This window comes from Mucilaginibacter daejeonensis (assembly GCF_020783335.1).
GTDB lineage: Bacteria > Bacteroidota > Bacteroidia > Sphingobacteriales > Sphingobacteriaceae > Mucilaginibacter > Mucilaginibacter daejeonensis.
Genome location: NZ_CP086068.1, coordinates 1,801,672 through 1,825,829, shown reverse-complemented (window position 1 = coordinate 1,825,829; position 24,158 = coordinate 1,801,672). Strand labels below are relative to the sequence as shown.

Below are 24,158 nucleotides of genomic sequence, written 5' to 3'. Positions count from 1 at the left end.
CAACCGTTAATTAACTTTTTGCCTTAGCATCTTTCATTAAGGCCTCCGCAACTCCATTTAACAGATCAGGGCTTATTCTTTGTCTGAAATCCGGATTGATGTACTCGAATTGAATAGTACCTTTTGTGTCAAGTATAAATACAGAAGGTACAGGCAAAAGCTTATCTGCATTTTTACCGTTAGAGCCTTCAATTAAGGTTTTCTCGTAGGCTTTAGGCGCCACGAATGCAATGCCGAATTGTTTTGAAGCGGAAAGTTCACTGTCTGACAAAAGGGTGTAAGTTAATTTATGCTTATCAATACTCTTGCTAAGGTTCTCCGGGCTATCTGTACTAATCGCGATGATCTGGTAACCCAATCCACGAAGTTTAGCTTCAATGCTTTGAACGCCGGCCAGTTCCCTGTTACAGAACGGACACCAGCCCCCGCGGTAGAAAATCAGGATCGTCGGTTTTACCGCTATTTTATCATTCAAAGAAATAGGTTTACCTGTTGCATCCGGTAAAGTTACAGCAGGCACGGATTCGCCGATGAGCAATGGGCTGATATCAGTTGGTTTAGCCGGAACAGTATCGCGGACATAGATTAATTGTTTTGTAGTTGAATTCTTAGCAGTTGCTTGGCCTGTGTAAGAAAGGCCCGAAATGAGCAGCAAAATAAAAGACAGTCGTTTATACCGTGAGTATATAGGAAGCATATTCATAATGATAAAAATCAGGAGTTAGGAAATCTAAAATGGCCCGGCTTAACACCGGGCCATGATATTACATTTTACTTGTGGCTGGCTTTTTGTCCATTTTATCGTCAGACATTTTATCCATCTTTTTAGCCTTCTTGTCCATTTTATGATCCATTTTGGACATCTTCGATTTCTTGTCCATCTTGTGGTCCATTTTAGACATTTTAGAGGTGTCAGCAACAGCCGTAAGGGTCTTAGCTTCAGCGGTAACAGTTAAACAAGCCACTACTGCGGCCACTGATAAAATTGATTTTAAGCTTTTCATTTTGTTAAAGTCTTTGGTTATTAAATTGTGTTTTCTCTGGTAGTCGTTAATAACCGCAGGACCTTACAAAAAATAAAAATTTATTTGCTCAGCTTCTCTTCAATCTTCTGCTGCAATTCTTTTTTATAGTCGTCGGCCAGCTTGATATCGCGTTGCGCTGACTCTTTAAATAAATCTTTGACCATCTGATTAATCATCACGCTTTGCTTTTCAAAGATCCGGCAAACAGAGCAACCTGCCAGATGGATCTTCAGCTCCAGTTTCTCGCGAAGTGTAAGTGACTCGATCTGCTTTTTTTCGATCAGCAGAGTAGCCTTTTTACAGTTGTAGGCAATTTTCTTTAATTCTCCCATATCAATACCTCCTTAAATCCAGTTTTTTTGAAGGCAGGCCCTCAGATTCAGCTTTGTTCTATGAATGATCACCCAGAAATTAGACGGCGATACCTTTAAAGTGGAGCAGATGTTTTCCGTAGCCTCATCACCCATATGCTTCATGGTAAAGACAGAGAGCCACAACACCGGAAGCTTTTTCATACATAGGTGAAGTATAGCGGCTAACTCCTTATTGGTAAAAGGATCATTTTCTTCTATTCCAAGCAGTTGAGGCCGGTGAGACACATTCCAATGCCCGTCTTCAGGGTCAAAAAAATCTTCCTGTTCTTTTTCTGCATGAGCAATATCTGGCTTCAATACAATCTGAGATGATTTCTTGCGATAGATGTCTATTACCTTATATTTTAATATAGCGGTAAGCCATGTTCGTTCTGTGCTGTTGCCCTTAAACTGGTCAGCCTTCTCTAACGCTGCCAGGAAGGTTTCCTGCACAAGATCGCGGGCTAAATCTTCGTCATTCAAACGACTTAGCGCATAAGAATAAAGGTAGTCCGCATGTCGGCTTACCCATAGGTGAGGGTTGATAGAAGTAGCTGTTGTATTCTCCAAATCCTTTTTCTCGATTTGCATAATAATTCGATATAAACGATAGCAATTATTGTCCGTATTTACCGGCGACTGCTTAGTCGGATTCAAAAGATGAACCTTACAAAAAAAAGTAAAAATTATTGTAAGGAGTTATTGCTTATTCCTACCAAGGAGGAAATATGAATTTCGACATGAAAACATTTAAAATATTTATGCTGGTTGGCGTGATGTCCAGCCTCGCCCTTTTTACAAAATCAAATCCTATTAAAGATAAGTCATCTTATGCGGCAAGCGATAAGGGTTTTGCTGTGATTGAATTGTTTACCTCAGAGGGCTGTTCCAGTTGTCCGCCCGCAGACCAACTGGTTGCCAGAATTGAGAAAGAAAGTCATGATCAGCCCGTGTACATCCTGGCTTACCATGTTGACTACTGGAACCGGTTAGGCTGGAAAGATGTTTTTAGCGACCATGCTTATTCAGTTCGTCAGCAGCAATACAGCAAATGGTTAAATACTGATCAGGTTTATACGCCGCAGGTTATCGTAAACGGCAAAAAGGAGTTTGTAGGTTCCGAAGAAGGTACTTTACGGAATGCCATTAAAGCCGGGCTGCAATCTTCGTCTGCTTACCACCTTAACTTATCAGTAGTTAAATCAGGAAATAAATATATCGAGGTGCAATATCATGCAGATGCACCTAAAGCTAATGAAGTTTTGATAGTAGCAGTTGTACAGAAGTCAGGCGTTACCAATGTTAAAAGAGGAGAGAATAGCGGACATACACTTGCTCATGTACAGATTGTGCGCAATCTTAAAACCGTAGCCCTAAATGGCAAAAGCAGCGGCAACGCAGTTCTTGAGCTTCCATCGGACTTCGGCGGGCAGTATGCAGAAATTATCGCCCTTATTCAAAATTCAACTAATGGTATGATCAGCGCCGCTGCTAAGGTACCGTTGAACGATATAAGGTTTACAAATGCTGTTTCTTCAAAATAAACCTTGTTAATAAGTAACGCCTTCATGTACTGATTTATGAAATTGATCAAAGAAAAACATCCGCTGGTGATGCGGTGGACCCACTGGGTGAACTTTCCAATTTTAACGATTATGATCTGGAGTGGCCTGCTGATTTACTGGGCCAATGATGTTTATAAGATTACCATTTTCGGTCATACCTTCGTCCGCTTTTTTCCTGATTGGTTTTATAATTGGCTAAGCATCCCGCACCGGTTATCAGAAGGCATGGCATTCCATTTCTTATTCATGTGGTTCTTTACGCTCAATGGTGTTTTTTATGTGCTTTATACCTTGATATCAGGAGAATGGCGCGAACTGATACCTAACCGGCATTCGTTTAAAGAGGCCTGGCTGGTAGTATTGCACGATCTGCATATCCGGAAAACGGCGCCTCCGCAAAAAAAGTACAACGCCGCACAGCGGATTGCTTATACCGCCATCATTGTTATGGGGGCTGGTTCTGTGTTTACCGGCCTGGCTATCTACAAACCGGTTCAGTTTTATTGGGCAACCTGGCTGTGCGGCGGCTATCATCTGGCCCGTATCCTGCACTTTGCCTTAACCATCGGGTACCTGCTTTTCTTTGTTATTCATGTGGTACAGGTAGTTCTGGCGGGATGGAATAATTTCCGCTCAGTGGTTTCAGGCTTTGAAATTGTCGAAAAACCCGATCCCGAAGAAATAACTGTTTTAAATGAAACGCCGCCTGTTTCTTTAAACTAAATCTTATGGAAATCAAAGATCAAAAAACGACAACCCCTGACGAACTGATCAATAAAAAGATTAAACGAAGGAATTTCATATCTTTTGCCACCTTTTTAGGCTTGGGCGCCGCTGCTGCCGGGGGCTGGGAAGCGCTTTATCATTCGCCGGAAGAAACGTCGGGTATAACAGCGGGTGCCCGTAAACCTTTAAGGAAGGCGCTGAATAAAACAGAGCTTTTCTTTCGCCGGTTCTTCAGCAATGACCACCACGTAAAGATCTATCCCAAGTCAATGGCTGCTAAAGAGGTGCGGACAAATGGGGATATCGGAATTGATGATACCGGCTTTAATCCGGCTGACTGGAAACTTGAAATAGTTAAGCCTGGTGGCGATTTACTGAAAATAGGTATAGACGAAATTAAGGCGCTGCCTAAAACCGAGATCGTGTATTCTTTCAAATGTGTGGAAGGCTGGGACCAGATACAATATTGGGGTGGTCTCAAATTCGCGGACCTTGTCGATCACTATGGCCTGCAGCGCCTGGCTCAAAAAGATTATGTCGGCATGGAGACACCTAATGGCGAGTATTACATTGGGCTCGACCGCGAAAGCGCGCTGCATCCGCAAACCATATTGGCTTACGAGATGAATGCCAAACCGGTGCCGCTTGAGAATGGCGCTCCCCTCCGGTTAATCATTCCCGTTAAATATGGGATCAAGAATCTCAAACGTATTGGCAAGATCAGCTTCAGCGATAGGCGCCCACGCGATTATTGGGCAGAACAAGGGTATGACTACTACTCTGGCCTATAGATTAGGATTGTGAAAATTTCGTATCTCCTTAGGGATGCTCAAAAAAGAATAAATTTAAAAATGATGATCAAGAAGAATAGTGTTACTTACATCGGTGGACCTACGGTAATTTTAGACTTCGGTGGTTTACGAATAATGACAGACCCTACTTTAGATCCTAAAGGCAAGTCTTTTATGATTGGTGAAAACCTTGGCTATTGGAAAACTGAAGGGCCGGCGACTACCGATATCGGAAAAATAGACTTGGTGCTGCTAAGCCATGACCAACACGGTGATAATCTGGATGAGGCCGGACGTAAACTTCTACCTGACGTTCAGCATACGTACACCACGAAAGTCGGCGCAGATAGACTAGGTGGCAATGCAATCGGATTGGATCCATGGGAAACTATAAAGCTTAACGAAGAAGTAACCATTACCGCTACCCCGGCAAGACACGGACCGGCCGGTAGTGAAAAAATAACCGGCGACGTGATAGGTTTTATCGTTGAGACCAAGGAGATGCAAATTTACCTCACCGGCGATACTGTATTCTATGAAGGCGTTGAAGAGGTAGCTCAGAAATTTAATCCTAAATATGTATTCATATTTGCAGGAGCAGCAAAGCCCCGTGGACCATTCAGTATAACCATGAGTACGAACGATGCCCTGGATACTGCGTCAATATTTCCTGATTCAACCATTATACCGGTGCATTTTGAAGGCTGGTCGCACTATACCGAATCAGGAGAGGCATTGCAACAAAGCTTTACAGCCCTAGGTATTGCCAACCGGTTAAAACTATTGCCACCCGGAGCAGCCATAGACTTATAAGACCGATTATTTAAAGAGCCATACAACTACACAAGCAACTGTATGGCTCTTTTATGCATTTACCAAGGTATGATTTTTCCAAAACGATCTACGTAGCGCAGCCCGGGCTTTCCTGCGTTTTGAGTAACCACGTCTACCACCAATGGAATACTTTCAGATACATCTAATATCGCATCCTGAGTACCCATGTCTGTTCTTACCCATCCGGGGGCAATCAGCAGCATCGCCCTGGAATCATTAGAATGGCGGGCGGCAAATGATTTAGCCAGCATATTTAGTGCTGCTTTGCTTGAACTGTACAACTCCCAGAAAGCGCTGGCATTGGTAATACTGCCCAATTCGGATGACATGAGTGCAATGACTCCGTTAGGTACTAAATCTTCATGAAATAGTTCAACCACGCGCATCGGGCTAAGGGCGTTCGTCAGCATCATATCGATATAATCCTGTTCTTCAACCTGCAATGGAGTTAACTCATTTGCACGACTGATGCCTGCATTTACAAACAGCACATCTAACTTGCGTCCCTTGAGCTTGTTATGTAAAATACGAACGCTATCCAGGTTTACAACATCCACCTGTTCATGTATTTCCAGGGTTTCGGGATACTGTTTTTGTAAACCCTGCAATGCATCGGTTTGCTGTCTAACTGTCGCGATAACGTCGAATCCGCGTTTGCAATATTCTTCTACCAGGGCTAATCCCAACCCGCGGGAAGCACCAACAACTAATACAGTTTGTTTATTTTCCATAATAATGAGGTAATTTAAATTGACTTAAAAATGTTTGCCGTACTTCCCTTAATGTATTCAAAGGAAACTTTGAGGCAAAAATTACTGAAGATTTGTGATGTGTTGCATTTTAGCTGCGGCTAAGCAGTGCTGTAACACTCATGCCACCATCGGCAATAATATTCTGACCAGTGATATAAGAGGAAGCATTCATAGCCAGGAAAGCGATTATGGTTGCCATTTCCTCTGCACGGGCCACGCGCTTTAAAGGTGTCCGGCTAAGCACGTCCTGCACTTTGCTTTCATTCAAAAGGAGCGCCTCGGTAAGTGGTGTCTCCGTAAACCAGGGCGAAAGGGCGTTTACCCTGATGCCGTCTTTTGCCCACTCTGTTGCCAGATTTTTTGTTTGTTGTATCAAAGCTGCTTTAGACATTGCGTAGGGCGAACCAGTCTGTACATCCAGAAAACCGGCAATGGAAGCTACATTGATAATGACAGGATTTTGGCCTTTAACCAATAAAGGATGGAGGCTGCGTGAAAGTTCAAAAGGTGCTATGAGATTTACATCTAATATCCTTTTGTACTCTTCGGTTGTAAATTCCAATGTGGGTTTACGGATATTCATGCCGACATTATTAACCAGTACATCCAGCGCACCCCAATGCTTCTCGATCCAGGTAATCACCTCGTGGCGATTCGCTGTATCCGCAATATCACTAACCAGTCCGGTCGCGGCGAATCCCGCCTCCTGAAGCTCCTGTTCAAAGGATGCAACCTCATCCTGGTTACGGGCAGTAAACAGCACTTCGGCACCCAGTTTCAAAATTTCGATGACGGCCGCCCGGCCTATACCTTTAGTGCCACCGGTGATCAGTATCTTTTTTTTATTTAAATTCCACATGGTTATAAGCTTTTAAGAACTTCTAGAATTTCTGCGGGCTCGGCGCGCTTGCGGTAATCGGTGTCAACAAAGGCATATTTGATTACCCCGTCGGTTCCAATTACGTAGGTTGCCGGAACAGGCAGTTCGTTTGTAGCTACGCCATTGTAGGTTTCCAGCTTGTGGAAGTCATTGTAGATGTCGATCAATTCTTCGTTCAGCTTAAAGACAATACGGAACTGGCACGCTACCTCGTTGTTATAATCAGTCAGTACTTCAAACTCAAGGTTGTTCTTCTCCGTTGTAGTTAGTGATTTATCGGGCAATTCCGGCGAAAGTGCAACCAATATAGCGCCTGCGGCTTTAAACTGAGGCAGATAACTTTGCAGATAGCGCAGTTGAATATTACAATATGGGCACCAGCCGCCACGGTACCAGCTTAATACTACCGGGCCGTTTTTTAACAGGTCAGCAAGTTTAACTGGATGGTTTAAGGCATTGTTCAGTTCGAAGTCGGGAGCAATATCACCAACCTTTAATGCCGTATCGTTCAACGCTTTTATTTCTTCTACTCCATTCTCGAATTTGTCCTGCAAGCCTTCTGGCGCTTTAGCATTCCAAGAGGTTTGAAAGTCTGCCAGTTCGGTGGCTAAGGTTGGGGTATTGATAGTTTGTTTATCCATTATTTCTTGTATTTAAGCGTTATTTTGTTGTTTGGCTTTTTCTTCGGCAGCAATTCTAAGGTCGGTAGCGGTGATGCCTTCTACGGCTAAGCCATAACCTACCTGCTCCAATAAGGCTTTACGTAATGGTGCGATAAACATGGCGCGCATATGGCGGCGGGTCAGTTCCGGGATGTTCAATAACTGTTCTGCCAGTTCATTAGCGCGGTTGAGCAGGGCTTCATTGTCTGGCAGCACTTCAGCAATAACGCCTAATGTTTTAGCTTCAGCAGCGGTAATTTTTTGTTGGGTATAATGGAAGTATTTGTTACGGTATTCTCCTAATGCCCTTGCCCAAACGGTTTGCATGCCATCTCCGGGAACTATGCCGAAAGTTAGGTGAGGGTAATCCTGAAAATAAGCTTTTTCGCTGGCGAGGATAATATCGGCAGTTAAGGCAAATTCTGAGTGTACAATAGCAGGGCCGTTGATGGCGGATATAACCGGTACGCCAATGCTGGTCAGGTTTTGCAGCGATTGCTGACCTTCCCACCAGGTTTTATCCCAGTCGCGTGGATTGGTGATATCGCCTAAGCTGGGTCCGTCAATCTGGGCAAAGAATTCGTTACCGGTACCAGTCAGAATGACCACTTTGTTGTCGCGGTCCTGAGCGATCTGACTGAAGGCCTCTACAAATTCGCGGTGGTCAGTACCGGTAAATACGATCGGACCGTTGTTAGTAGTAAAGTGAACAGTTAGGACACCGTTTGCGCTGCGGCTCATATTCAGGTGCTCAAAACGGGTAAAATATGCTGGGGTGTTATTAGTTTCCATGATGTAGTTTGTTTTAGGAGAGGTTAACAGGAAAATTAAAGCAGTGAAATAAAGGGAGGTGAAGTACACCTCCCGGGAATTATCATTAAACGGCAGCTGCTTCCAGTTCAGGAGCTAAAGGCCAGTCAACCGGAATATCAGTTAAAGCATGCAGGTAGTTGGTGATGATCTTATCGCCAATGATGATCACTACATCGATCAGGTTAGATTCTGTATAGCCTGCTGCAAAGAAGTTTTCTAACACCTCTGCGCTTGCATGGCCGCGGTTTTCAGTAGTGCTTTTTACCAGTTTAGCTAAAGCATCCAGTTTAGGATCAAAGCTGATGTTTGCACGACGGATGTCAAGGATTTGCTCATCAGTAAAACCATTCATTTTGGCAAATTGAGTATGTGCGCTTAAGCAGTAAGAACAGTTATTTACCTGGCTAACCACTAAGTTAATTACTTCACGTTCTTTAGCGCGAATAGATGACTTTCTGTTTTGCAAAGCCAGGTAATCGCTTAAGGCGGTATCAGAGTGAGCGAAGATAGCATACAGGTTAGGTACGAAACCTACCATACCATTCAGGTTATCAAAAATGGTTTGGTTTGCTGGAGAAACTTGTTCTTTGGTTGGGATTGGGAAATTTTTCATGATTTGATTTATTTAAATTTTGTTATTGTCTTTTGACATTACAAAGGTGCAGCTAAGAGCCGGGCCCATGAATAGAGAGAATTCCCGACGACATGTAATATCTTCCCATGGAAGATTTATTTAATCGGTTTTTACTTTCTAAACCCGCTTATTAATTGGAGATGAAAGTTTATAATTAATAGTACTTAAAAGGCTATGTTCTAAATAAAAAAGGCCTCCCTCCCTACTATCAAATCAGGTTAGATATAGAAAACTAAAGTGTAACCTTTTCAAGCAGGAGAATGATTTGCAGATAACAGTTTCTGATTTGATAACTTCCAATAAAAACAAATGAGACTGCCTCCTCAAGCATAATGGAATACAACTGATGATTCACAGGGTTGGAAACCAGCGCCGAACTTCTTTAACTAAGCAATGGACTTCAAATACAATTCAATCAGCAAAACCGCCAAGTAGTAATTTTGGCACGGGGTTAGTATTAGGTACTGGATAAAAGCGAACTTCACCTGTTCTTTCTATCCGGATTTTAAGAACTTTAACCGTTTAACCGCTAAAATAACGTATTTTGCAATATGGAAAGATCACCAATAGTTGACCGACTCTTGACTAACATCGATAACATTCATGAACTCGGCAGACAACGGGCATTCGAACTCGGTAATCCTTTTTATGCAAGGTACGAAGGTGATGGAGAATTCTACCGCAAGGAATTACCTACCGGCGAACAATACTTAGTTAGCGTCACGATCATTACTGATGAAAATGATTTACCTGTTAAAGTTCAGGATACCATTATCAAACAGCTTCGACCTTGATGAGAAAACCAGAGCTTGTCTTTGTGGTGGGCCCTAATGCGGCCGGGAAGTCAAGTTTTATCCGAACGCGTCTTGATGCCTTGCAAGGATTTGAGGTCATCATGACAGATGTCTATAAGGGAAGAACAAAGGAAATATTCACCCAAGCTCTCACTGCAAGAAAAGACATTATACTAGAAACTGTCTTTAATGACTCTTCTTTTAAAAATTTAGTTGACGAAGCCCGGCATGCAGGTTATCACACATCTCTCGTAGTATTGTTTTTGGATAGTCCTCAGCATTCGCTTGAACGTGTTGCTTTTCGAAGCATCGAACAAAGCGGGTTAATTATCAGTGGTAACAACATTAAAATCAACTTCAATGAAAGCTTTAAAAACGTTGCCACATATTTTTTCTATTTTGATCAGTCAGATTTCATCTATACAGGTATCACAGGAAAGAATCAGTTAATTATGAGTTTTCAACGGTCTTTACTTACCTACTATCAAGAGAACGCCTTACAGTATCCGCAAAAGCTTGCAGATTACGGGCTACTACACGAACGCTTGAGCCCAGAGGTCCATCTATTGATAAAAACTAATGAAACCTATAAGCATTCTGTCAATGATGTAAAAGAGAATGAAAGACGAGGTTCGAAAAGACGGTTTGAAATTTAATGAGATACATTTTAGGGTTTTGGCCACGACCAATCCTTAGGAAAACTCACTTCGTGCATTATAGCATCTTCCCTGCTTACTTATGTCTGTTATAATGGGTACGGTCCTCTACGTAGCCAGTACAATAACGCTTCACATATTCCAATAACCTTTTAAAATCAACTCTGTAAATTATTGCAAACTACATTTAACAGAACAGCTTCAGTTGGATAATAGGAGATTTAAAAGCAAGCATAACTAAATTAAACGCCGGTTGTATTAAAAGCTAAAAATCTGTATTACTATTAAATTTTACCCTTAAAAACTATTTAAATATATTTAATGCCTGATTAATTAATTTAAATGAGTTATCAACCGGGCCTTCACATTTTAGCTGAATTTAACACCGCGCAAACTTCTTTACTGCAATCTAATGTTCCATGTAAAACGTTATTTACACAGCTCATCACTAAATACGGGCTTCAGAATGTAGGTGAAGTATATCACGATTTTCCAGGCGGAGGCTTCACCGCAGTTGTTTGTCTAACAGAATCCCATTTGTCTATCCATACCTGGCCCGAGTATCAACTGGCTACCTTTGATGTATTTTTGTCTAATTATAAAAAAGACAACAGTGCAAAAGCCCGCAGTATTTATCAGGATGTGCTAAGCTTTTTTGATGGTACCGAAATCCACAAAAAGGAAATCGCCCGATAAGCATGGCAACTATTAATTTAAAGGCATTTCCAGCAGAGCAGCACATAACCTGCCCTAAGTGCAAACATGAGATCACGCTTTACGATGCTGAAGCGTGCGATTACTTTGTTTGTTGCGCCTGCAACTCTTACATCAACTACTCAGAAAAAGGCTTTCACCTTGTACATTCACCGGCACCAAAGCCGAAATTAAAACCGCTTATACCGCTGGGCAGCCAGGCCGAGCTGAAAGGCTTACCCTATAAGGTAATTGGTTATATGGAAAAAGTGGAAGCCGGTACCACTTACAACTGGAAAGAGTACATGCTTTACAATTTCAACAAAGGATATGCTTTTCTGTCAGAATACCAGGGGCAATGGAACTTTATAACAGGCAAGGAACAATTTCCGGAACTGGAGAAAGTTTATGATGACATTAGTGGAGCTGAATGTAATGGCATTGAATATAGCTTGTTTAATAAATACACCCCGGTAATTACAGGTATACTGGGCGAGTACGACTGGAACGTGCTGGAAGAAAAAGTGCGATCATGGGAGTTTATTGCACCGCCTTATCTGTTAGTTAAAGAACAGGATAAACATAGCAAGAACATAAAAAATTGGTACAAAGGCGAATACACAGAAACCCGCGAAATAGCAGAAGCTTTTAAAATACCGGTAGCCGATTTCTCAACCAAGCTTGGCATTGCGCCGAATGAACCTTCCAAGCATTATGCCCGATGGAAATCTATATCCTGGATTACGCCATTCATTATACTGGCTGTGCTGGTGGTGGCTTTGATATTTAGTATTGATAGGCCAAGTAAAGTAGTATTCAGCCAAGTATTGCCGTTAACCGCAAGTTCACCAGCTAACCGGGATACCACTGCCGTATCAGCGGGAATTATAGATACAGCTATCCGGTTTGGCGTGAGTGACAGCAGTCAAACTAAACTGGATTCTAATCTGCCGGACCAATATATTGCAGATACAAATCGGAATATAGAATTTAAACCCATAAAAACGGCGTCGTTCAAGGTAGATAATGCAACCCCGCTTGAGTTTGATATCACATCAAATGTCGACAACAACTGGTCGGAAACCACAATTGTACTCGTGAATGACAAAACCAACGAAACCTGGGAGGTTACCGAGAGTATTGAATATTATCATGGTTATGAAGATGGCGAAAGCTGGTCGGAAGGTGGTACAACAGCCGATGTACTGCTCTCCAATATTCCGAGCGGGCAATATCATTTAAACATTTACCCGTTTGCCGGATCCGTATCTATACCCAATATTGAAATTACCGTTACCGAAAATGTGGTGCTGTGGCGTAATATATTGGTCACTATCTTCTTTTTGTGCCTTTACCCGTTTTATTGCTATTACCGCATGGAACGTTTTGAAAAGCAACGTTGGATGAACAGCGACTTCTCCCCTTATCATACAGACGACGAATAGAAATGAATGCTCAAAATATAAAGCTTAATAAATTCTATCTTATCATAGCCCTGGCTATAGCCTGTTGGTTTACTTATGCTACGCTCCATGGCATTGCTTACTGGGAAAGCGGCAATGTAGAGCGCAACACGGAATATCATAGTACAGGAGGCGGTCATCATGGCGGCGGTTACGGTGCTCATTTTTATCATAAATAATTTTGGTTATGCATAAAAGGCTTCCTGTCCTGCTCCTTATTTCCGTTTTTATTATTGCCACCTGCGGACTGATTTATGAACTCATAGCTGGTACGCTGGCCAGTTATCTGCTGGGTGACTCTGTTACCCAATTTTCTACCATCATTGGCGTTTACCTTTTCTCAATGGGAATTGGCTCGTGGCTTTCCAAGTACTTTGAGAAAAACCTGCTATCATGGTTTATCCAAATCGAAATTCTGGTGGGACTGGTAGGCGGAACCAGTTCTACTATTTTATTTATGGTGTTCGAGAGCGTCAGCTCCTTCCGCCTGGTACTTTATGGCTTAGTATCCATCACCGGTATACTGGTAGGTCTGGAAATTCCGCTGCTCATGCGCATTTTAAAAGATCGATATGAATTCAAAGACCTGGTATCCAAAGTTTTTACATTCGATTATATTGGTGCGCTCATTGCTTCGCTCGTGTTTCCGCTGATATTGATTCCATACTTGGGGTTGGTGCGCACCGCTTACTTGTTTGGTATACTTAATGTTGGCGTAGCATTGCTGGTATGCTTTGGCTTTGCTCCAGAAATTAACGCGGTACGCTATCTGAAAAGCGCATCTATCATCAGTCTCATTGCTTTATTAACCGGTTTTGTGCTGGCTAATGTCATCACCAGTTTTTCGGAAAGTTTAACCTATGCAGACACCATCATCTATTCTAAAAGCACACCTTACCAGCGTATCATCCTAACCAAACGCGGGCGCGATTTAAGATTGTTTTTAAATGGTAACCTGCAGTTTAGCTCTATCGATGAATACCGCTACCATGAGGCACTTATACATCCGGTATTACAAGCATTACCCCAGGCGCAAAATATACTGGTAATGGGCGGAGGTGATGGACTAGCTGTACGTGAAATTCTCAAGTACCCACAAGTTAAAAGTGTTACACTGGTGGATTTGGACAAAGGCATGACGGAGCTTTTCCAATCCAATGAAATGCTGATTAAACTTAACCAGCGTTCGCTGCTATCACCTAAAGTAAAGGTAATCAGTGCCGATGCCTTTGCCTGGGCACGTATGCAGCATACCAACTATGATGCTATCATTATTGATTTCCCTGATCCGTCCAACTACTCGGTAGGTAAACTTTATACCAATAAATTTTACAGCATCATCAAGCGTTTGCTATCACCAAACGGGATTATGGTTATTCAGTCCACCTCGCCGTATGTAGCACCTAAATCGTTCTGGACAGTGGAAAAAACCCTGCAATCGGTGGGCTTGCATACGGTACCCTATCACAATTATGTACCCTCTTTTGGCGAATGGGGATATATTATGGCCATGTACAAGCCTTCCTATCACGTTCCAGATAAGTATTTACCGGGTTTACGTTTTATGTCAAAAGGTACGCTGGAGCAGATGCTTTACTTTCCAAGAGATATGGCGCGGCTGCCGGCCAGCGTAAACCGTTTAAATAACCAGATACTGGTGAAATATTTTGAAGATGAGTGGTCGACCGTTTTATAAGCGCAGCCAGTTGCTAAGCAGTATCAATCGCCGCTCCTTTCTGCTGCGTGCGGGTTTGTCAGTAGGTGGTGTTATGCTACAAAACTGTGTAAGTAAAGTAACTGGTCACAAACAGGCCTATGCACACATTAAAGGCAAACTAAACGGACCCAACCACAAAGCAGGCCACATACTCCGCGATAAATTGCAACTGCCCGTTCCTACCGAGTCTAGAACTGTAAAGACGCTGATTGTAGGCAGCGGGATATCGGGTTTATCTGCCGCGCGCTGGTTAAAAAAGCAAGGTGAACACAACTTTGAAGTTTTAGAATTGGAAAACCATGCAGGCGGCAATGCGTATTATGGCAGCAATGCTGTTTCAAAATATCCCTTAGGCGCCCACTATCTGCCCATTGTGAATAACGATGATGGCTTGCTTATAGAGTTTCTGCAACAACATAATATAATTACTGGCTTTAATGACAAAAGACTGCCCTTTTATAACGAGTATTACTTGTGCTTTGACCCCGAAGAGCGGCTGCTGATCAACGGCGAATGGCAGGAAGGATTGGTACCCGACTTTGGTGTACCAACAAAAGATAAGCAACAGATTGACCGTTTCTTTAAACTAATTAACACCCTAAAGCAAGCTAAAGGTAAGGATGATAGATATGCCTTTACATTGCCGCTCGATGAAAGTTCAACAGACAACGCTTATAGGAAACTAGATCAGATATCGTTTAAAGACTACCTGAAAACCTACGGTTTCACCTCTGAGCATCTGCTTTGGTATTTAGATTATTGCTGTAAGGATGATTATGGCGTCCTGTCGGATAAAGTATCTGCATGGGCAGGGTTGCATTATTTTGCGGCCCGCAAAGGAAAAGCGGCTAATGCCGAAGACAATGCTGTTTTGACCTGGCCCGAAGGCAACGGCTGGCTCATGAGCAGGCTTCGTGATGAGGTGACGGAACACATTAAAACCAATCAGATGGCTTACGCTATAAAGCCGGATGGAAACCGGGTTGCTGTAACAGTGTATGATATTCAACTCCATCAAACGATAACCATTTATGCCGACAAGGTAATAATGGCATCACCACAGTTTGTAAATCAGCGCTTGCTCAAAGGCACCAACCGGCCAGGAATTGATTATAAAGCAATGCACTACAGCCCGTGGCTTATAGCCAACCTTACCGTAGATAGTTTACCGTATGCAAAAGGGGTGCAGCTATGCTGGGATAATGTAGCTTACAATACGCCATCGGTAGGCTATGTAAATGCCAATCAGCAAAGCGTAAGCATGCGCGAAAATAAAAAAGTGCTTACTTACTACCTGCCTTTGTGCAATCAAGAACCACGGGTGTCCCGATTGGCTGCATATGCCCGCACTTACGAGCAATGGCTGGATATCATTATTCCGGAAATGGAAAAGCTGCATCTGGGCATCACCCCACATATTGAGGAAGCAGAATTATGGCTATGGGGGCACGGGATGATCAGCCCTGCGGTAAACTATATCTGGGGAGGTATGCGTACAAAGGCCCGGCAACCTATAAACAATCAGATCTTTTTTGCCCACACTGATTTAAGCGGGATTTCGGTGTTTGAAGAAGCTTTTCATCAGGGCATACAAGCCGCGACCCAAGTACTGGAGCAGGCATGAACACGCTTAAACCAAATAAACAGCCTTGGTTAAGCTCGGGCCTGGTGGATGGCATATTTATTTTGTCTCCACCATTTTTGGCTTTGTTGGCAGTGGCCTGCTTTCCCGAAGCTTTTAAAACAACATCAGCTATGCCATTGATATATTGGGTTTTGCTTGTTGTAATGATAGACGTAGCGCATGTATACAGCACTTTGTACCGTACTTATTTTCGTTTATCAGCCATAAGGCAGCAGCCAATGCTGGTAGTAATACCGTTCCTGTGCTATGTGGTTGGGGTTTTATTGTACAATATTGATGGCATGATATTTTGGCGCATACTGGCCTACCTGGCAGTATTTCATTTTATCAGGCAACAATATGGCTTTATGCGCTTGTACAGCCGCAAAGAGCAACAAGCTCAATTATATAGACGCATAGACACGTTGGCCATTTACACAGCAACACTATATCCACTGGTTTATTGGCATGTAGCAGGTGGCCGGCAGTTCAACTGGTTTATTAATGGTGATTTCCTGATATTTAGATCAGCTTGGATATCAACAGTTGGCAGTTGGCTATATGCTTTTGTAATAGTAACCTATTTAGTAAAAGAGACTGTGTTCTTTTTACAGTCCCAAAAAATCAATTTACCGCGTAATCTTATTGTACTGGGCACCTTTCTATCCTGGTACTTCGGCATTGTATATTACAATGGTGATATGGCTTTCACTACCTTAAACGTGATTTCTCATGGCATTCCTTACATGGCGCTGGTATGGCTAATGGAACAAAAACGATTGAAGCAAAGCAATGCAAATGAACGGCCGCTTTTAAGGGCCGCCTTTAGGCCATATACCGGAGTGCTGGTTTTTGTGATATTTTTAATTCTACTGGCATATGTAGAGGAAGGCTTATGGGATGGACTTGTTTGGCGTGAGCACACTACATTTTTTCAGGCTTTTAATAAGTTGCCTTTAATAAATGATTCTTTAACGCTGGCCTTATTAATACCCCTGCTCGCCTTGCCGCAATCAACACATTATGTTTTGGATGGATTTATTTGGAAAAGAGCTAAACAAGATTGTGATTTCAATACTTAAATCTCAAGTAATCTATAAATTCAATTGCCTGCATAAAAGCGCTTTCTAATTTCTATCAATAAATCTTCCGCTTTATGCAAATTCGGCTGGTCCGGCAAAGCAGATTTTTGATATACCTCTCTGATTCGTTCCATTTTTTCTTCGACCATTTTCATCAGTGCATTAAATTCAAACTCGCCATTTCGAATATTGAGCAGAAAGTCCCGGTCATTTCGATGCACCCTGACCTCACGATACAAAGCGATCTCTTCAGCCATATTCAGCAGCCTGAAAGTGTGCATCATGTTCTTGGCGTCGTAGCTTTTGCCATGCGACAGCGTGCTTTGGTAACGAAGTTGATTGCGCTTTTCTTCCCAAGCTTTATACTCCCGGTACTCCCGGCAATACACCGAATAACCATCTTTATTAAAGTTCATCACAGCTAATGATTCTATGCCTTTAGGAACCGGACTTAACTGCACATCATCCGCATCCGGCCCGGATATAATACCCCTAAACCAGCTACCATCCGTTAATTGCGATTGGTGGTACAGCAGGTACACATCACGAAAATGAGCCAGATCCGTCAGGCCACAGTGTTGCTGCGAATACCCCATTTCGCTAAGCCATGCCTGTAGCGGCACGCTGCCGTTTCCCTGCACCACGTAACAAAAGTCTAATACCGACTTGCACTCGCTATCCAGCGGCTTGTTAATCTTCTTGTTCAGTCCGCGTGCTTTTTTAATTTGCGTTTGCGCATAACCGGCAAAGGTTTCCAAACAAAGCTTTGACAGGAAATCTTCGGCTTTGATCAGGTTCATCAGCGGATGTTTATACAGGATGAACTGCTGAGGCGTGCTCAGCAATTCTAATATATTAGGATTGTTCTTTGTAAGCAGTTCCAAAAAGCGGCCTATCTCAAAGTATACCTCATCATTGCTCTCATTGGCGATCTGCTCCTGCCGGTTAAAGCCATACAACTGATTTTGCGGCATGATGAACACGCCTTTCTTATCCGTATCAGAACCCGCAACCTTCAGGTTATAAGCCGTGCTGCCACTGATACAATCTAATAGGATGAGTTGCTTTTGCTGCTTGAGTTCGGGATAAGTCATCATGTTATAGCTCGCCTAAAAAGGTCATCTAGTTCCTCAGTCGTCCGCCTGGTACTATTCAGTAAAGACATTTGTTCTTTACAATAAGTGAGCGTCGAGGTTAACCAGTCGTTCAGTACATTAACAGGTGCTATCAATGCATTTTCATCTGCAGCTTGCTTTCTGAGCATCAATACATCTATCGCCTTTTGAACAGTATCATCTTTAATTAATATCCTTAGCGGCTCAAACTCCATAGGCGGTACTCTTTTCTCTTGTACGACCCACAGGCAGGCTAATGCCGGGCGCAAGGCATAAAAGTAACGTTTAAGCTTTACCTGCTCTGCCTGCAAATCCTGCATGAGTGTGTTATGCGACATAGATAAATAGTGATTAGCACTCGCCTTGGGTGAAAAGTATTGAGGCATCATTGCTTTTAACTCACTGGTAAAGTCATTATCCTCCTGGTATACAATAGGCGATTGCAGCCACTCATAAAGAGGGCTGTTCGACTTCAGGAAAAGTTGCAGTGCTTTCCTCACGTCCCAGCCGCTGATATCCAGCACTTCGTTTACCGGCAAGCCCAACGTATCAGGCGTATCAGCTATCCGCAGATAATCCTGCATGCGCCTGGCATAGATAAACCGCACATCAAAATCGCTGTCGGGCGAGGCAAAGCCCCAGGCCCGGCTACCCGACTCACAGGCATACAATATTTTTATATGATGAAGCTGCTCCAGTTCGAGCAGCTTCATCCGTATGGTTTCATTCATTATTTTAACAATTTGATTTACAACCTTGGGTCAACCGGCTCGCTCTCCATTGCCAGCACACCAAACACACATTGGTGTACCCGCCTCAAGGGCTCTTGGGCTGTAAAACGCTCCAAGCCTTCCACGCCCAAAGCAAATTCCCGAAAAGCCAAGCCTCTTTTGGCCGCCAGGCCCCTGGCCTTTAAGCGGCTCATATTTTGCGGCTCAGTATATTCGGGCCCGTAAATGATGCGCAGATACTCGCGGCCCCTGATTTTGATAGCAGGCTGTATCAAGCCTTTTTTGTTGGTCGTAATAAAATCATACGGTTTGACCACCATGCCTTCGCCACCTTTTGCTGTTAAGGTCAGCCACCAGTCGGTCGCTTCCTGCACGCTGGCTGCATCATCCAAATCAACAATACCGTAAGGCGTTGCCACCAATATGGCAGGATCGGCCAGGCAAACGCGTTTGATTTCTTCCATATGCCATTCATGGTTCTCACTGGTCCACTGCTTACCTTCAGTAGCCAGGATATGGAACGGTGCCAGCTTGTAATCTTCCAGGCTATGTACGGGCCAGCAGTAACGCCTGTAGGCTTCTACAAAAAGGCCGGATTCTGCTTGTCGCGCTTGGTAGGCATTCATTAATTCTTCTGCTGCACTGCTTCTGTTTGCAAATTGCTCCAGCACCTTGCGGGTTTCGGCCAAGGCATGTGTTGCCGCCGAGCCGACTGCTGCATACTGGGTTTCCAGTAAAGCCTGTGCTTTGGCACTCCAAGGCATTAACTCTGTATCCAGGCATACCCAGTCGGTATCAAACCGCTCATAAAAGCCGGAGACGATCAGGGCCTCGTTTAGCCGATGTAATAAAGCTTGCTCAGTCGCTTTATCGTTAAAAAACGCTCTGCCGGTACGGGTATAAACTGTACCTATACCTTCACCCGTAATACCGAAGGCTTTGCGGATGGCATCTTCATCTTTACCCACAATGACCACCGCACGCGAACCCATATGCTTTTCCTGACATACTACCTTACCTGCACCATTTTCTTTATAATACTCAAAAGCCTCGGTCGGAAATTCTAGGTAATCATCCAGTATGCTTGTCTTTGACGGACTCATAGTAGGTGGCAGGTAAATGAGCCATTTTGGATTTACAGCAAAACGGCTCATCACTTCCAGGGCGGCAATAGCGTTTTCCTCGCGGATGGTAACGTTGTTACCATATTTAGTTTCTACAATCTGCTTGCCGGTAAAATCAGCTATATCCAGCACATGGTCATTCTCATGCTGTAAGCTCAGTTCAGCTACAGGCGCTTTATAGTCCAAGGGCCTTACCGGTTCGCAATAAACTTGTGCTGCCTTTACGGAAACCAGTTCTCTATCCGGATAGCGCAAAGCGGTTAATGAGCCGCCAAATACGCAGCCGGTATCAATATCAATGGTATTGTTAAGCCATTGTGCCTGCGTTACGGGAGTGTGCCCGTATACAACAGTCGCTTTCCCTTTGTACTCACTGGCCCAGTTATAGCGGATGGGCAGACCAAACTCATCTATCTCGCCGGTGGTTTCCCCATACAAGCAAAACTCCCGTACAGCACCCGAACCACGACCCTGCATTTCTTCTTTCAGACCGGCATGGGCGACGACCAGTTTGCCTTCGTCGAACACATAATGGCTAACCAGCCCATCAATAAAGCGCTTTACCTCTTCCCTGAACGCCGGCGTTTCGTTACTCAGCTGTGCAATAGATTGTTCCAGCCCGTGTTTAGGCTGCACATTCTTGCCGTTAAGCCAGCGCATTAATTTCACATCGTGGTTGCCGGGTACGCAATAGGCGGTACCAGCTTTGGTCATGCTCATTACCAGTTTCAGTACCTCGGGTGTTTTCGGCCCGCGGTCTACCAGGTCGCCTGCAAATACCGCTTTCCGGCCTCCGGGATGCGACCAAGTGCTACCGTTATGGGCATAACCCAAATTGGTAAGTAATTTTGTTAACTCGTCATAGCAGCCGTGCACGTCGCCAATGATATCCAATGGCCCGGTCTCCTGCTTCTTGTTGTTGTACAGTGGATCGCGGATGATTCCGGTAACAGCATCTACCTCCTCCTGTGATCGGAGCTCAATTATATGCCTGAAACCTTCATATTTCAGCTTTTTAAAACTTCGCTTTAGCTGCGAGATATGCTTCGGAATAACATGCGGCCCCATATTACGGTCGCTGCGCAGCTTATTACGTTCTACACAAACCTTTTCAGGTACATTAATGATAATGGCAACTGGGAGTACGTGGAACTCGCGGGCTAGTTTAATCCAGTCACGGCGGTCCTCTTCCTGTACGTTAGTGGCATCGATTACGGTTAATAAACCGCGTTTCAAACGCAGGCCGGTGATGTATCTTGCCAAGGCAAAGGCATCCGATGAAGCAGCCTGGTTGTTATCATCATCGCTTACCAAACCACGGCAGGTATCAGACGATACAATTTCGGTAGGTTTAAAATGCTTCCTGGCAAAAGTTGATTTTCCGGATCCGGTAGCGCCCATCAGCACTACTAAAGAAAGTTCCGGTATTTTTATAGTTGACATGTTGTTATGCTTCTAATGTTTTAAATACTGTATCTGCTACATGACCGGTATAAGTAAACACAGCCATCTGGCTTAAGGCGCCTACCTCTCCATCTTCCTCGCCAACGGGCTGATAGGTTACGGTATAGCCATGCTCGTGCGCAATACGGTTACCCCAATCAGCGAACTGCGCGCGTGTCCACTCAAAGCGGTGATCGGTGTGGCGCATTTTGCCTTCTTCGTAATTAGCAAACCGTACGTTGTACTCGGCATTGGGGGTGGTCACCACTACGGTTCCCGGACGCGCATATGCGAAAACCGATTTTTCGAGGGCTGCCAGTCTTGGTTCATCCAAATGCTCAATTACTTCTACCAGTGCCGCAGCATCAAACCCTTCCAGGCGCTTGTCGCGGTAGGTCATTGAGCCTTGAATGAGTCGTATGCGCTGGGCCTGCCTTTCGGGCATGCGCTCCAGCTTTAAGCGCTCTTTGGCAATCTCAAGAGAGCGGTAGCTCACGTCCATGCCCAAAATGTACTCGAACTGCTTTTCGGGCAGCAAAAGTTTGATGAGCCGGCCTTCGCCGCAACCTAAATCGGCTACCCGCTTGGCACCCGATTGCAGCAGCACTTCTTTGGCAGCCAGCAGCCGCAGTTCATGAATCTTTACTTTTGGTTCTTCAACCTGGTCCGGCACTTCTTCCGTTTCAGTAACGCTTTCTTCCTCACTTTCATCCTTGCTCAATAGCACACTTAAAGCCTGATTGGCCAGTGAGCGCTGGTTTTTTAAGTACCGCCGTACGATCATTTCTTTTGAAGGATGCGCCTCCAACCAGTCTTTGCCTTTGGTGAGCAGCTTTTCTATTTCATCTTTCGATACCCAGTAGTGTTTATCGGTATCGCAAACCGGTATGAGTACGTACAGATGGGATAGCAGTTGCTGCAAAGTAAGGTTATGCTTAAGCGTTACGGTGAAGTACCGGCTGTTGCCCCATTGAGGGAAGGCTGGATCCAACTCATGCCGGATACAAGTAACCTCATAACCCAGCGGCTCAAACAGCATGCGAAGAACACCTTCACCGCCTTTAACCGGAAGAACGGCCATTGTAACTTCAAAAGGCATAGCTACCAAAGGCAACTCCGGTTTGTCTTTACACCTGCCATTTAAGGCCGATGAATAGGCTTTGGCAATAGCCGCGCTCATGAATGAACTGGCCACATAAGGCCGGTCGTTTACATACTGTTCCAGTGCAAAGTCGTTTCCTCTAGGGCCTTCGCTGCGTACCAAGCCAACGGGGTCAATATCCAGTAGCAATGCCGCAGTACACTTTTGCTCGCTTACTTCGGGGTAAAATATGTGCGCCTTACCGGCAGCAATCTCGACGGTTTGCAACTTATCCGGATGCTTGTGCAGCAGGTAGCCCAGGTCGGTAGCTGGCGAATGCGTGGTAGTAATCGTTAATAACATCAGGTTAAAGATTGAATGGTTAATATAAAACTATTCCCTTGGTTAGGCGTGTATGTCCCTCTTTTTACAGCCATGCACGCCACCAACGATGCAAAGATTGGCTGCCGGTGCGCAGCCTTTTTGCGTAGTAAAAAATAATATTCATATTTATAAAAATATTTCAACCTTATGCCTGTCAACCGCAATGCCCTCATTCGTTATCGTACCATTGATAACTGCCTGCGCAACCGTTACAAGAGATGGACGCTGGAGGACTTGATTGATGCCTGCTCGGACGCTCTGTATGAGTTTGAAGGCATTGACAAGGGCGTAAGCCGCCGGTCTGTACAGGCGGATATTGAGATGATGCGCAGCAATAAGCTAGGATATGAGGCGCCGATCATTGTGGTCGACCGTAAGTATTATACTTACGCCGATAAAAACTACAGTATCACCAACAGCCCCATCAGCCAGCAGGACATGCAGGTGCTCAGCGAAGTATCCGGCTTATTAAAGCAATTCAAAGGCTTTAACCACTTTGCTGACCTGAATGAGATGGTGAGTAAACTGGAGGACAAAATCTACTCACAAAAAACACACTGCCCGCCGGTAGTTGATTTTGAAAGGAATGATAATCTGAAGGGGCTCGAGTATATTGAAGGGATACGCAAGGCTATTGTGGCCCAAAAAACATTATGTGTCACTTATCAATCTTTTAAGGCACGGGAAGCCAGCACCTTTTGCTTTAGTCCATACTTGTTGAAAGAATACCGCAACCGCTGGTTTATATTAGGTATGCGCCATGGCAGGGGCGGACACTTACTAAATTTGGCCTTAGACCGGATTGAGTCGATTGAGGAACACGAGGATGTGTACCGGGAAAATACAGTAATTGACCTGACAACTTATTATAATGATGTCATCGGCGTAACCAAATCGCTAGGTCAGCGCGACTGTGAAGTGGTGTTTTGGATAGACAATGCCAATGCACCTTACATTATCACCAAGCCGCTGCACCACACTCAAAAATTTTTGATGGAAGAGAATGACGGAAAAGTCTTCAGCATAAAGGTTATCCTGAATTATGAATTGGAAAGGGAGCTGTTAGGCTTTGGTTCAAAAATAAAAATACTCAGACCGCGGATATTGGTAAAACAAATAAAACAAAATTTGGCGAGAGCGCTGGAGAGATACAATCATGTTGAGGCACTAGCAAATAACGTAGTAGAAGAAAAATAAATTCACTCGAAATATAATA

26 protein-coding genes are annotated in these 24,158 nt (G+C 44.0%); 12 read left to right on the top strand and 14 right to left on the bottom strand.

All coding sequences use genetic code 11. The features are described from left to right. Nucleotides 1-10 precede the first annotated feature (10 nt). The 4 genes from LLH06_RS07790 to LLH06_RS07775 all read right to left on the bottom strand — a co-directional run bounded on the left by LLH06_RS07790 (nucleotide 11) and on the right by LLH06_RS07775 (nucleotide 1,969). Nucleotides 11-697 (bottom strand): peroxiredoxin-like family protein, encoded by a 687-nt coding sequence (locus tag LLH06_RS07790; protein WP_228172709.1) that lies wholly within the window; start codon nucleotides 695-697, stop codon nucleotides 11-13. Nucleotides 698-764: 67 nt separating this feature from the next. Continuing rightward, nucleotides 765-1,004, bottom strand: a complete 240-nt coding sequence (locus tag LLH06_RS07785) for a hypothetical protein (protein WP_228172708.1) — start codon at nucleotides 1,002-1,004, stop codon at nucleotides 765-767. Nucleotides 1,005-1,084: 80 nt separating this feature from the next. Further along, nucleotides 1,085-1,357 (bottom strand): hypothetical protein, encoded by a 273-nt coding sequence (locus LLH06_RS07780; protein WP_228172707.1) that lies wholly within the window; start codon nucleotides 1,355-1,357, stop codon nucleotides 1,085-1,087. A gap of 12 nt (nucleotides 1,358-1,369) precedes the next feature. Next, nucleotides 1,370-1,969: a sigma-70 family RNA polymerase sigma factor gene (locus LLH06_RS07775; protein ID WP_228172706.1), complete on the bottom strand. Its 600-nt coding sequence runs from the start codon at nucleotides 1,967-1,969 to the stop codon at nucleotides 1,370-1,372. 149 nt (nucleotides 1,970-2,118) lie between these two features. Here LLH06_RS07775 and LLH06_RS07770 point away from each other — a divergent pair, with 149 nt between their 5' ends. The 4 genes from LLH06_RS07770 to LLH06_RS07755 are packed head-to-tail and all read left to right on the top strand — an operon-like array spanning nucleotide 2,119 to nucleotide 5,273. After that, nucleotides 2,119-2,922 (top strand): DUF1223 domain-containing protein, encoded by an 804-nt coding sequence (locus LLH06_RS07770; RefSeq protein ID WP_228172705.1) that lies wholly within the window; start codon nucleotides 2,119-2,121, stop codon nucleotides 2,920-2,922. A 36-nt stretch (nucleotides 2,923-2,958) separates the two neighbouring features. Next, the gene (locus LLH06_RS07765; protein WP_228172704.1) at nucleotides 2,959-3,666 is read left to right on the top strand and encodes a cytochrome b/b6 domain-containing protein; all 708 of its coding nucleotides are present in this window, start codon (nucleotides 2,959-2,961) and stop codon (nucleotides 3,664-3,666) included. A 5-nt stretch (nucleotides 3,667-3,671) separates the two neighbouring features. After that, the gene (locus tag LLH06_RS07760; RefSeq protein ID WP_228172703.1) at nucleotides 3,672-4,460 is read left to right on the top strand and encodes a molybdopterin-dependent oxidoreductase; all 789 of its coding nucleotides are present in this window, start codon (nucleotides 3,672-3,674) and stop codon (nucleotides 4,458-4,460) included. Nucleotides 4,461-4,520: 60 nt separating this feature from the next. Then, nucleotides 4,521-5,273 (top strand): MBL fold metallo-hydrolase, encoded by a 753-nt coding sequence (locus tag LLH06_RS07755; protein WP_228172702.1) that lies wholly within the window; start codon nucleotides 4,521-4,523, stop codon nucleotides 5,271-5,273. Between the two features lie 59 nt (nucleotides 5,274-5,332). On the opposite strand, the gene LLH06_RS07750 is transcribed toward LLH06_RS07755, so the two are convergent. From LLH06_RS07750 to LLH06_RS07730, 5 genes are all read right to left on the bottom strand, one after another. Further along, complete coding sequence (locus LLH06_RS07750; protein ID WP_228172701.1) at nucleotides 5,333-6,025, bottom strand: SDR family NAD(P)-dependent oxidoreductase; 693 nt, start codon at nucleotides 6,023-6,025, stop codon at nucleotides 5,333-5,335. A gap of 109 nt (nucleotides 6,026-6,134) precedes the next feature. Next, nucleotides 6,135-6,905, bottom strand: a complete 771-nt coding sequence (locus tag LLH06_RS07745; RefSeq protein WP_228172700.1) for an SDR family oxidoreductase — start codon at nucleotides 6,903-6,905, stop codon at nucleotides 6,135-6,137. Nucleotides 6,906-6,907: 2 nt separating this feature from the next. Next, nucleotides 6,908-7,567: a peroxiredoxin-like family protein gene (locus LLH06_RS07740; protein WP_228172699.1), complete on the bottom strand. Its 660-nt coding sequence runs from the start codon at nucleotides 7,565-7,567 to the stop codon at nucleotides 6,908-6,910. Between the two features lie 12 nt (nucleotides 7,568-7,579). Next, a complete protein-coding gene (locus tag LLH06_RS07735) occupies nucleotides 7,580-8,380 on the bottom strand; it encodes an enoyl-CoA hydratase/isomerase family protein (protein ID WP_228172698.1) in 801 nt (266 codons plus the stop codon). A gap of 85 nt (nucleotides 8,381-8,465) precedes the next feature. Continuing rightward, nucleotides 8,466-9,014 carry a carboxymuconolactone decarboxylase family protein gene (locus LLH06_RS07730; RefSeq protein ID WP_228172697.1) on the bottom strand — a complete coding sequence of 183 codons (549 nt, stop codon included), beginning with the start codon at nucleotides 9,012-9,014 and terminating at the stop codon, nucleotides 8,466-8,468. A gap of 572 nt (nucleotides 9,015-9,586) precedes the next feature. Here LLH06_RS07730 and LLH06_RS07725 point away from each other — a divergent pair. The 4 genes from LLH06_RS07725 to LLH06_RS07710 all read left to right on the top strand — a co-directional run bounded on the left by LLH06_RS07725 (nucleotide 9,587) and on the right by LLH06_RS07710 (nucleotide 12,623). After that, on the top strand, nucleotides 9,587-9,829 hold the full coding sequence (locus LLH06_RS07725; RefSeq protein WP_228172696.1) for a hypothetical protein: 243 nt from the start codon (nucleotides 9,587-9,589) through the stop codon (nucleotides 9,827-9,829). Continuing rightward, nucleotides 9,829-10,485, top strand: a complete 657-nt coding sequence (locus LLH06_RS07720) for a zeta toxin family protein (protein ID WP_228172695.1) — start codon at nucleotides 9,829-9,831, stop codon at nucleotides 10,483-10,485. Before LLH06_RS07725 ends, LLH06_RS07720 begins: the two co-directional genes overlap by 1 nt. A 342-nt stretch (nucleotides 10,486-10,827) precedes the next feature. After that, nucleotides 10,828-11,181, top strand: coding sequence for an S-adenosylmethionine decarboxylase family protein (locus LLH06_RS07715; protein WP_228172694.1), 354 nt, complete (start codon nucleotides 10,828-10,830; stop codon nucleotides 11,179-11,181). Nucleotides 11,182-11,183: 2 nt separating this feature from the next. Further along, nucleotides 11,184-12,623 (top strand): DUF4178 domain-containing protein, encoded by a 1,440-nt coding sequence (locus LLH06_RS07710; RefSeq protein ID WP_228172693.1) that lies wholly within the window; start codon nucleotides 11,184-11,186, stop codon nucleotides 12,621-12,623. Here the strand turns inward: LLH06_RS07710 and LLH06_RS07705 are convergent. Then, nucleotides 12,605-12,805, bottom strand: a complete 201-nt coding sequence (locus LLH06_RS07705) for a hypothetical protein (RefSeq protein WP_228172692.1) — start codon at nucleotides 12,803-12,805, stop codon at nucleotides 12,605-12,607. The genes LLH06_RS07710 and LLH06_RS07705 overlap by 19 nt on opposite strands. 23 nt (nucleotides 12,806-12,828) lie before the next feature. On the opposite strand from LLH06_RS07705, the gene LLH06_RS07700 reads away from it, so the two are divergent. Genes LLH06_RS07700 through LLH06_RS07690 form a run of 3 tightly spaced genes read left to right on the top strand, consistent with a single transcriptional unit; the run spans nucleotide 12,829 to nucleotide 17,064 of the window. Further along, nucleotides 12,829-14,337 (top strand): polyamine aminopropyltransferase, encoded by a 1,509-nt coding sequence (locus LLH06_RS07700; RefSeq protein WP_228172691.1) that lies wholly within the window; start codon nucleotides 12,829-12,831, stop codon nucleotides 14,335-14,337. Then, nucleotides 14,315-15,982, top strand: coding sequence for an FAD-dependent oxidoreductase (locus LLH06_RS07695; RefSeq protein ID WP_228172690.1), 1,668 nt, complete (start codon nucleotides 14,315-14,317; stop codon nucleotides 15,980-15,982). The genes LLH06_RS07700 and LLH06_RS07695 overlap by 23 nt, the downstream gene beginning before the upstream one ends. Further along, complete coding sequence (locus LLH06_RS07690) at nucleotides 15,979-17,064, top strand: hypothetical protein (RefSeq protein WP_228172689.1); 1,086 nt, start codon at nucleotides 15,979-15,981, stop codon at nucleotides 17,062-17,064. Before LLH06_RS07695 ends, LLH06_RS07690 begins: the two co-directional genes overlap by 4 nt. A 20-nt stretch (nucleotides 17,065-17,084) precedes the next feature. Here LLH06_RS07690 and LLH06_RS07685 read toward each other — a convergent pair whose 3' ends face one another. The 4 genes from LLH06_RS07685 to LLH06_RS07670 are packed head-to-tail and all read right to left on the bottom strand — an operon-like array spanning nucleotide 17,085 to nucleotide 22,921. Further along, nucleotides 17,085-18,161: a DNA polymerase beta superfamily protein gene (locus LLH06_RS07685; RefSeq protein WP_228172688.1), complete on the bottom strand. Its 1,077-nt coding sequence runs from the start codon at nucleotides 18,159-18,161 to the stop codon at nucleotides 17,085-17,087. Then, nucleotides 18,158-18,910, bottom strand: a complete 753-nt coding sequence (locus LLH06_RS07680; protein ID WP_228172687.1) for a nucleotidyltransferase domain-containing protein — start codon at nucleotides 18,908-18,910, stop codon at nucleotides 18,158-18,160. Before LLH06_RS07680 ends, LLH06_RS07685 begins: the two co-directional genes overlap by 4 nt. Before the next feature lie 17 nt (nucleotides 18,911-18,927). Further along, nucleotides 18,928-21,477 (bottom strand): polynucleotide kinase-phosphatase, encoded by a 2,550-nt coding sequence (locus LLH06_RS07675; protein WP_228172686.1) that lies wholly within the window; start codon nucleotides 21,475-21,477, stop codon nucleotides 18,928-18,930. A 4-nt stretch (nucleotides 21,478-21,481) separates the two neighbouring features. After that, the gene (locus LLH06_RS07670; protein WP_228172685.1) at nucleotides 21,482-22,921 is read right to left on the bottom strand and encodes a 3' terminal RNA ribose 2'-O-methyltransferase Hen1; all 1,440 of its coding nucleotides are present in this window, start codon (nucleotides 22,919-22,921) and stop codon (nucleotides 21,482-21,484) included. A gap of 168 nt (nucleotides 22,922-23,089) precedes the next feature. On the opposite strand from LLH06_RS07670, the gene LLH06_RS07665 reads away from it, so the two are divergent. Further along, nucleotides 23,090-24,139, top strand: a complete 1,050-nt coding sequence (locus tag LLH06_RS07665; protein ID WP_228172684.1) for a helix-turn-helix transcriptional regulator — start codon at nucleotides 23,090-23,092, stop codon at nucleotides 24,137-24,139. Nucleotides 24,140-24,158 lie beyond the last annotated feature (19 nt).

Bases quoted from the DNA above. Each gene is read 5' to 3' on its own strand.
- LLH06_RS07790 (WP_228172709.1), bottom strand. From the start codon at position 697: ATGCTTCCTATATACTCACGGTATAAACGACTGTCTTTTATTTTGCTG.
- LLH06_RS07785 (WP_228172708.1), bottom strand. From the start codon at position 1,004: ATGAAAAGCTTAAAATCAATTTTATCAGTGGCCGCAGTAGTGGCTTGT.
- LLH06_RS07780 (WP_228172707.1), bottom strand. From the start codon at position 1,357: ATGGGAGAATTAAAGAAAATTGCCTACAACTGTAAAAAGGCTACTCTG.
- LLH06_RS07775 (WP_228172706.1), bottom strand. From the start codon at position 1,969: ATGCAAATCGAGAAAAAGGATTTGGAGAATACAACAGCTACTTCTATC.
- LLH06_RS07770 (WP_228172705.1), top strand. From the start codon at position 2,119: ATGAAAACATTTAAAATATTTATGCTGGTTGGCGTGATGTCCAGCCTC.
- LLH06_RS07765 (WP_228172704.1), top strand. From the start codon at position 2,959: ATGAAATTGATCAAAGAAAAACATCCGCTGGTGATGCGGTGGACCCAC.
- LLH06_RS07760 (WP_228172703.1), top strand. From the start codon at position 3,672: ATGGAAATCAAAGATCAAAAAACGACAACCCCTGACGAACTGATCAAT.
- LLH06_RS07755 (WP_228172702.1), top strand. From the start codon at position 4,521: ATGATGATCAAGAAGAATAGTGTTACTTACATCGGTGGACCTACGGTA.
- LLH06_RS07750 (WP_228172701.1), bottom strand. From the start codon at position 6,025: ATGGAAAATAAACAAACTGTATTAGTTGTTGGTGCTTCCCGCGGGTTG.
- LLH06_RS07745 (WP_228172700.1), bottom strand. From the start codon at position 6,905: ATGTGGAATTTAAATAAAAAAAAGATACTGATCACCGGTGGCACTAAA.
- LLH06_RS07740 (WP_228172699.1), bottom strand. From the start codon at position 7,567: ATGGATAAACAAACTATCAATACCCCAACCTTAGCCACCGAACTGGCA.
- LLH06_RS07735 (WP_228172698.1), bottom strand. From the start codon at position 8,380: ATGGAAACTAATAACACCCCAGCATATTTTACCCGTTTTGAGCACCTG.
- LLH06_RS07730 (WP_228172697.1), bottom strand. From the start codon at position 9,014: ATGAAAAATTTCCCAATCCCAACCAAAGAACAAGTTTCTCCAGCAAAC.
- LLH06_RS07725 (WP_228172696.1), top strand. From the start codon at position 9,587: ATGGAAAGATCACCAATAGTTGACCGACTCTTGACTAACATCGATAAC.
- LLH06_RS07720 (WP_228172695.1), top strand. From the start codon at position 9,829: ATGAGAAAACCAGAGCTTGTCTTTGTGGTGGGCCCTAATGCGGCCGGG.
- LLH06_RS07715 (WP_228172694.1), top strand. From the start codon at position 10,828: ATGAGTTATCAACCGGGCCTTCACATTTTAGCTGAATTTAACACCGCG.
- LLH06_RS07710 (WP_228172693.1), top strand. From the start codon at position 11,184: ATGGCAACTATTAATTTAAAGGCATTTCCAGCAGAGCAGCACATAACC.
- LLH06_RS07705 (WP_228172692.1), bottom strand. From the start codon at position 12,805: ATGAGCACCGTAACCGCCGCCATGATGACCGCCTCCTGTACTATGATA.
- LLH06_RS07700 (WP_228172691.1), top strand. From the start codon at position 12,829: ATGCATAAAAGGCTTCCTGTCCTGCTCCTTATTTCCGTTTTTATTATT.
- LLH06_RS07695 (WP_228172690.1), top strand. From the start codon at position 14,315: ATGAGTGGTCGACCGTTTTATAAGCGCAGCCAGTTGCTAAGCAGTATC.
- LLH06_RS07690 (WP_228172689.1), top strand. From the start codon at position 15,979: ATGAACACGCTTAAACCAAATAAACAGCCTTGGTTAAGCTCGGGCCTG.
- LLH06_RS07685 (WP_228172688.1), bottom strand. From the start codon at position 18,161: ATGATGACTTATCCCGAACTCAAGCAGCAAAAGCAACTCATCCTATTA.
- LLH06_RS07680 (WP_228172687.1), bottom strand. From the start codon at position 18,910: ATGAATGAAACCATACGGATGAAGCTGCTCGAACTGGAGCAGCTTCAT.
- LLH06_RS07675 (WP_228172686.1), bottom strand. From the start codon at position 21,477: ATGTCAACTATAAAAATACCGGAACTTTCTTTAGTAGTGCTGATGGGC.
- LLH06_RS07670 (WP_228172685.1), bottom strand. From the start codon at position 22,921: ATGTTATTAACGATTACTACCACGCATTCGCCAGCTACCGACCTGGGC.
- LLH06_RS07665 (WP_228172684.1), top strand. From the start codon at position 23,090: ATGCCTGTCAACCGCAATGCCCTCATTCGTTATCGTACCATTGATAAC.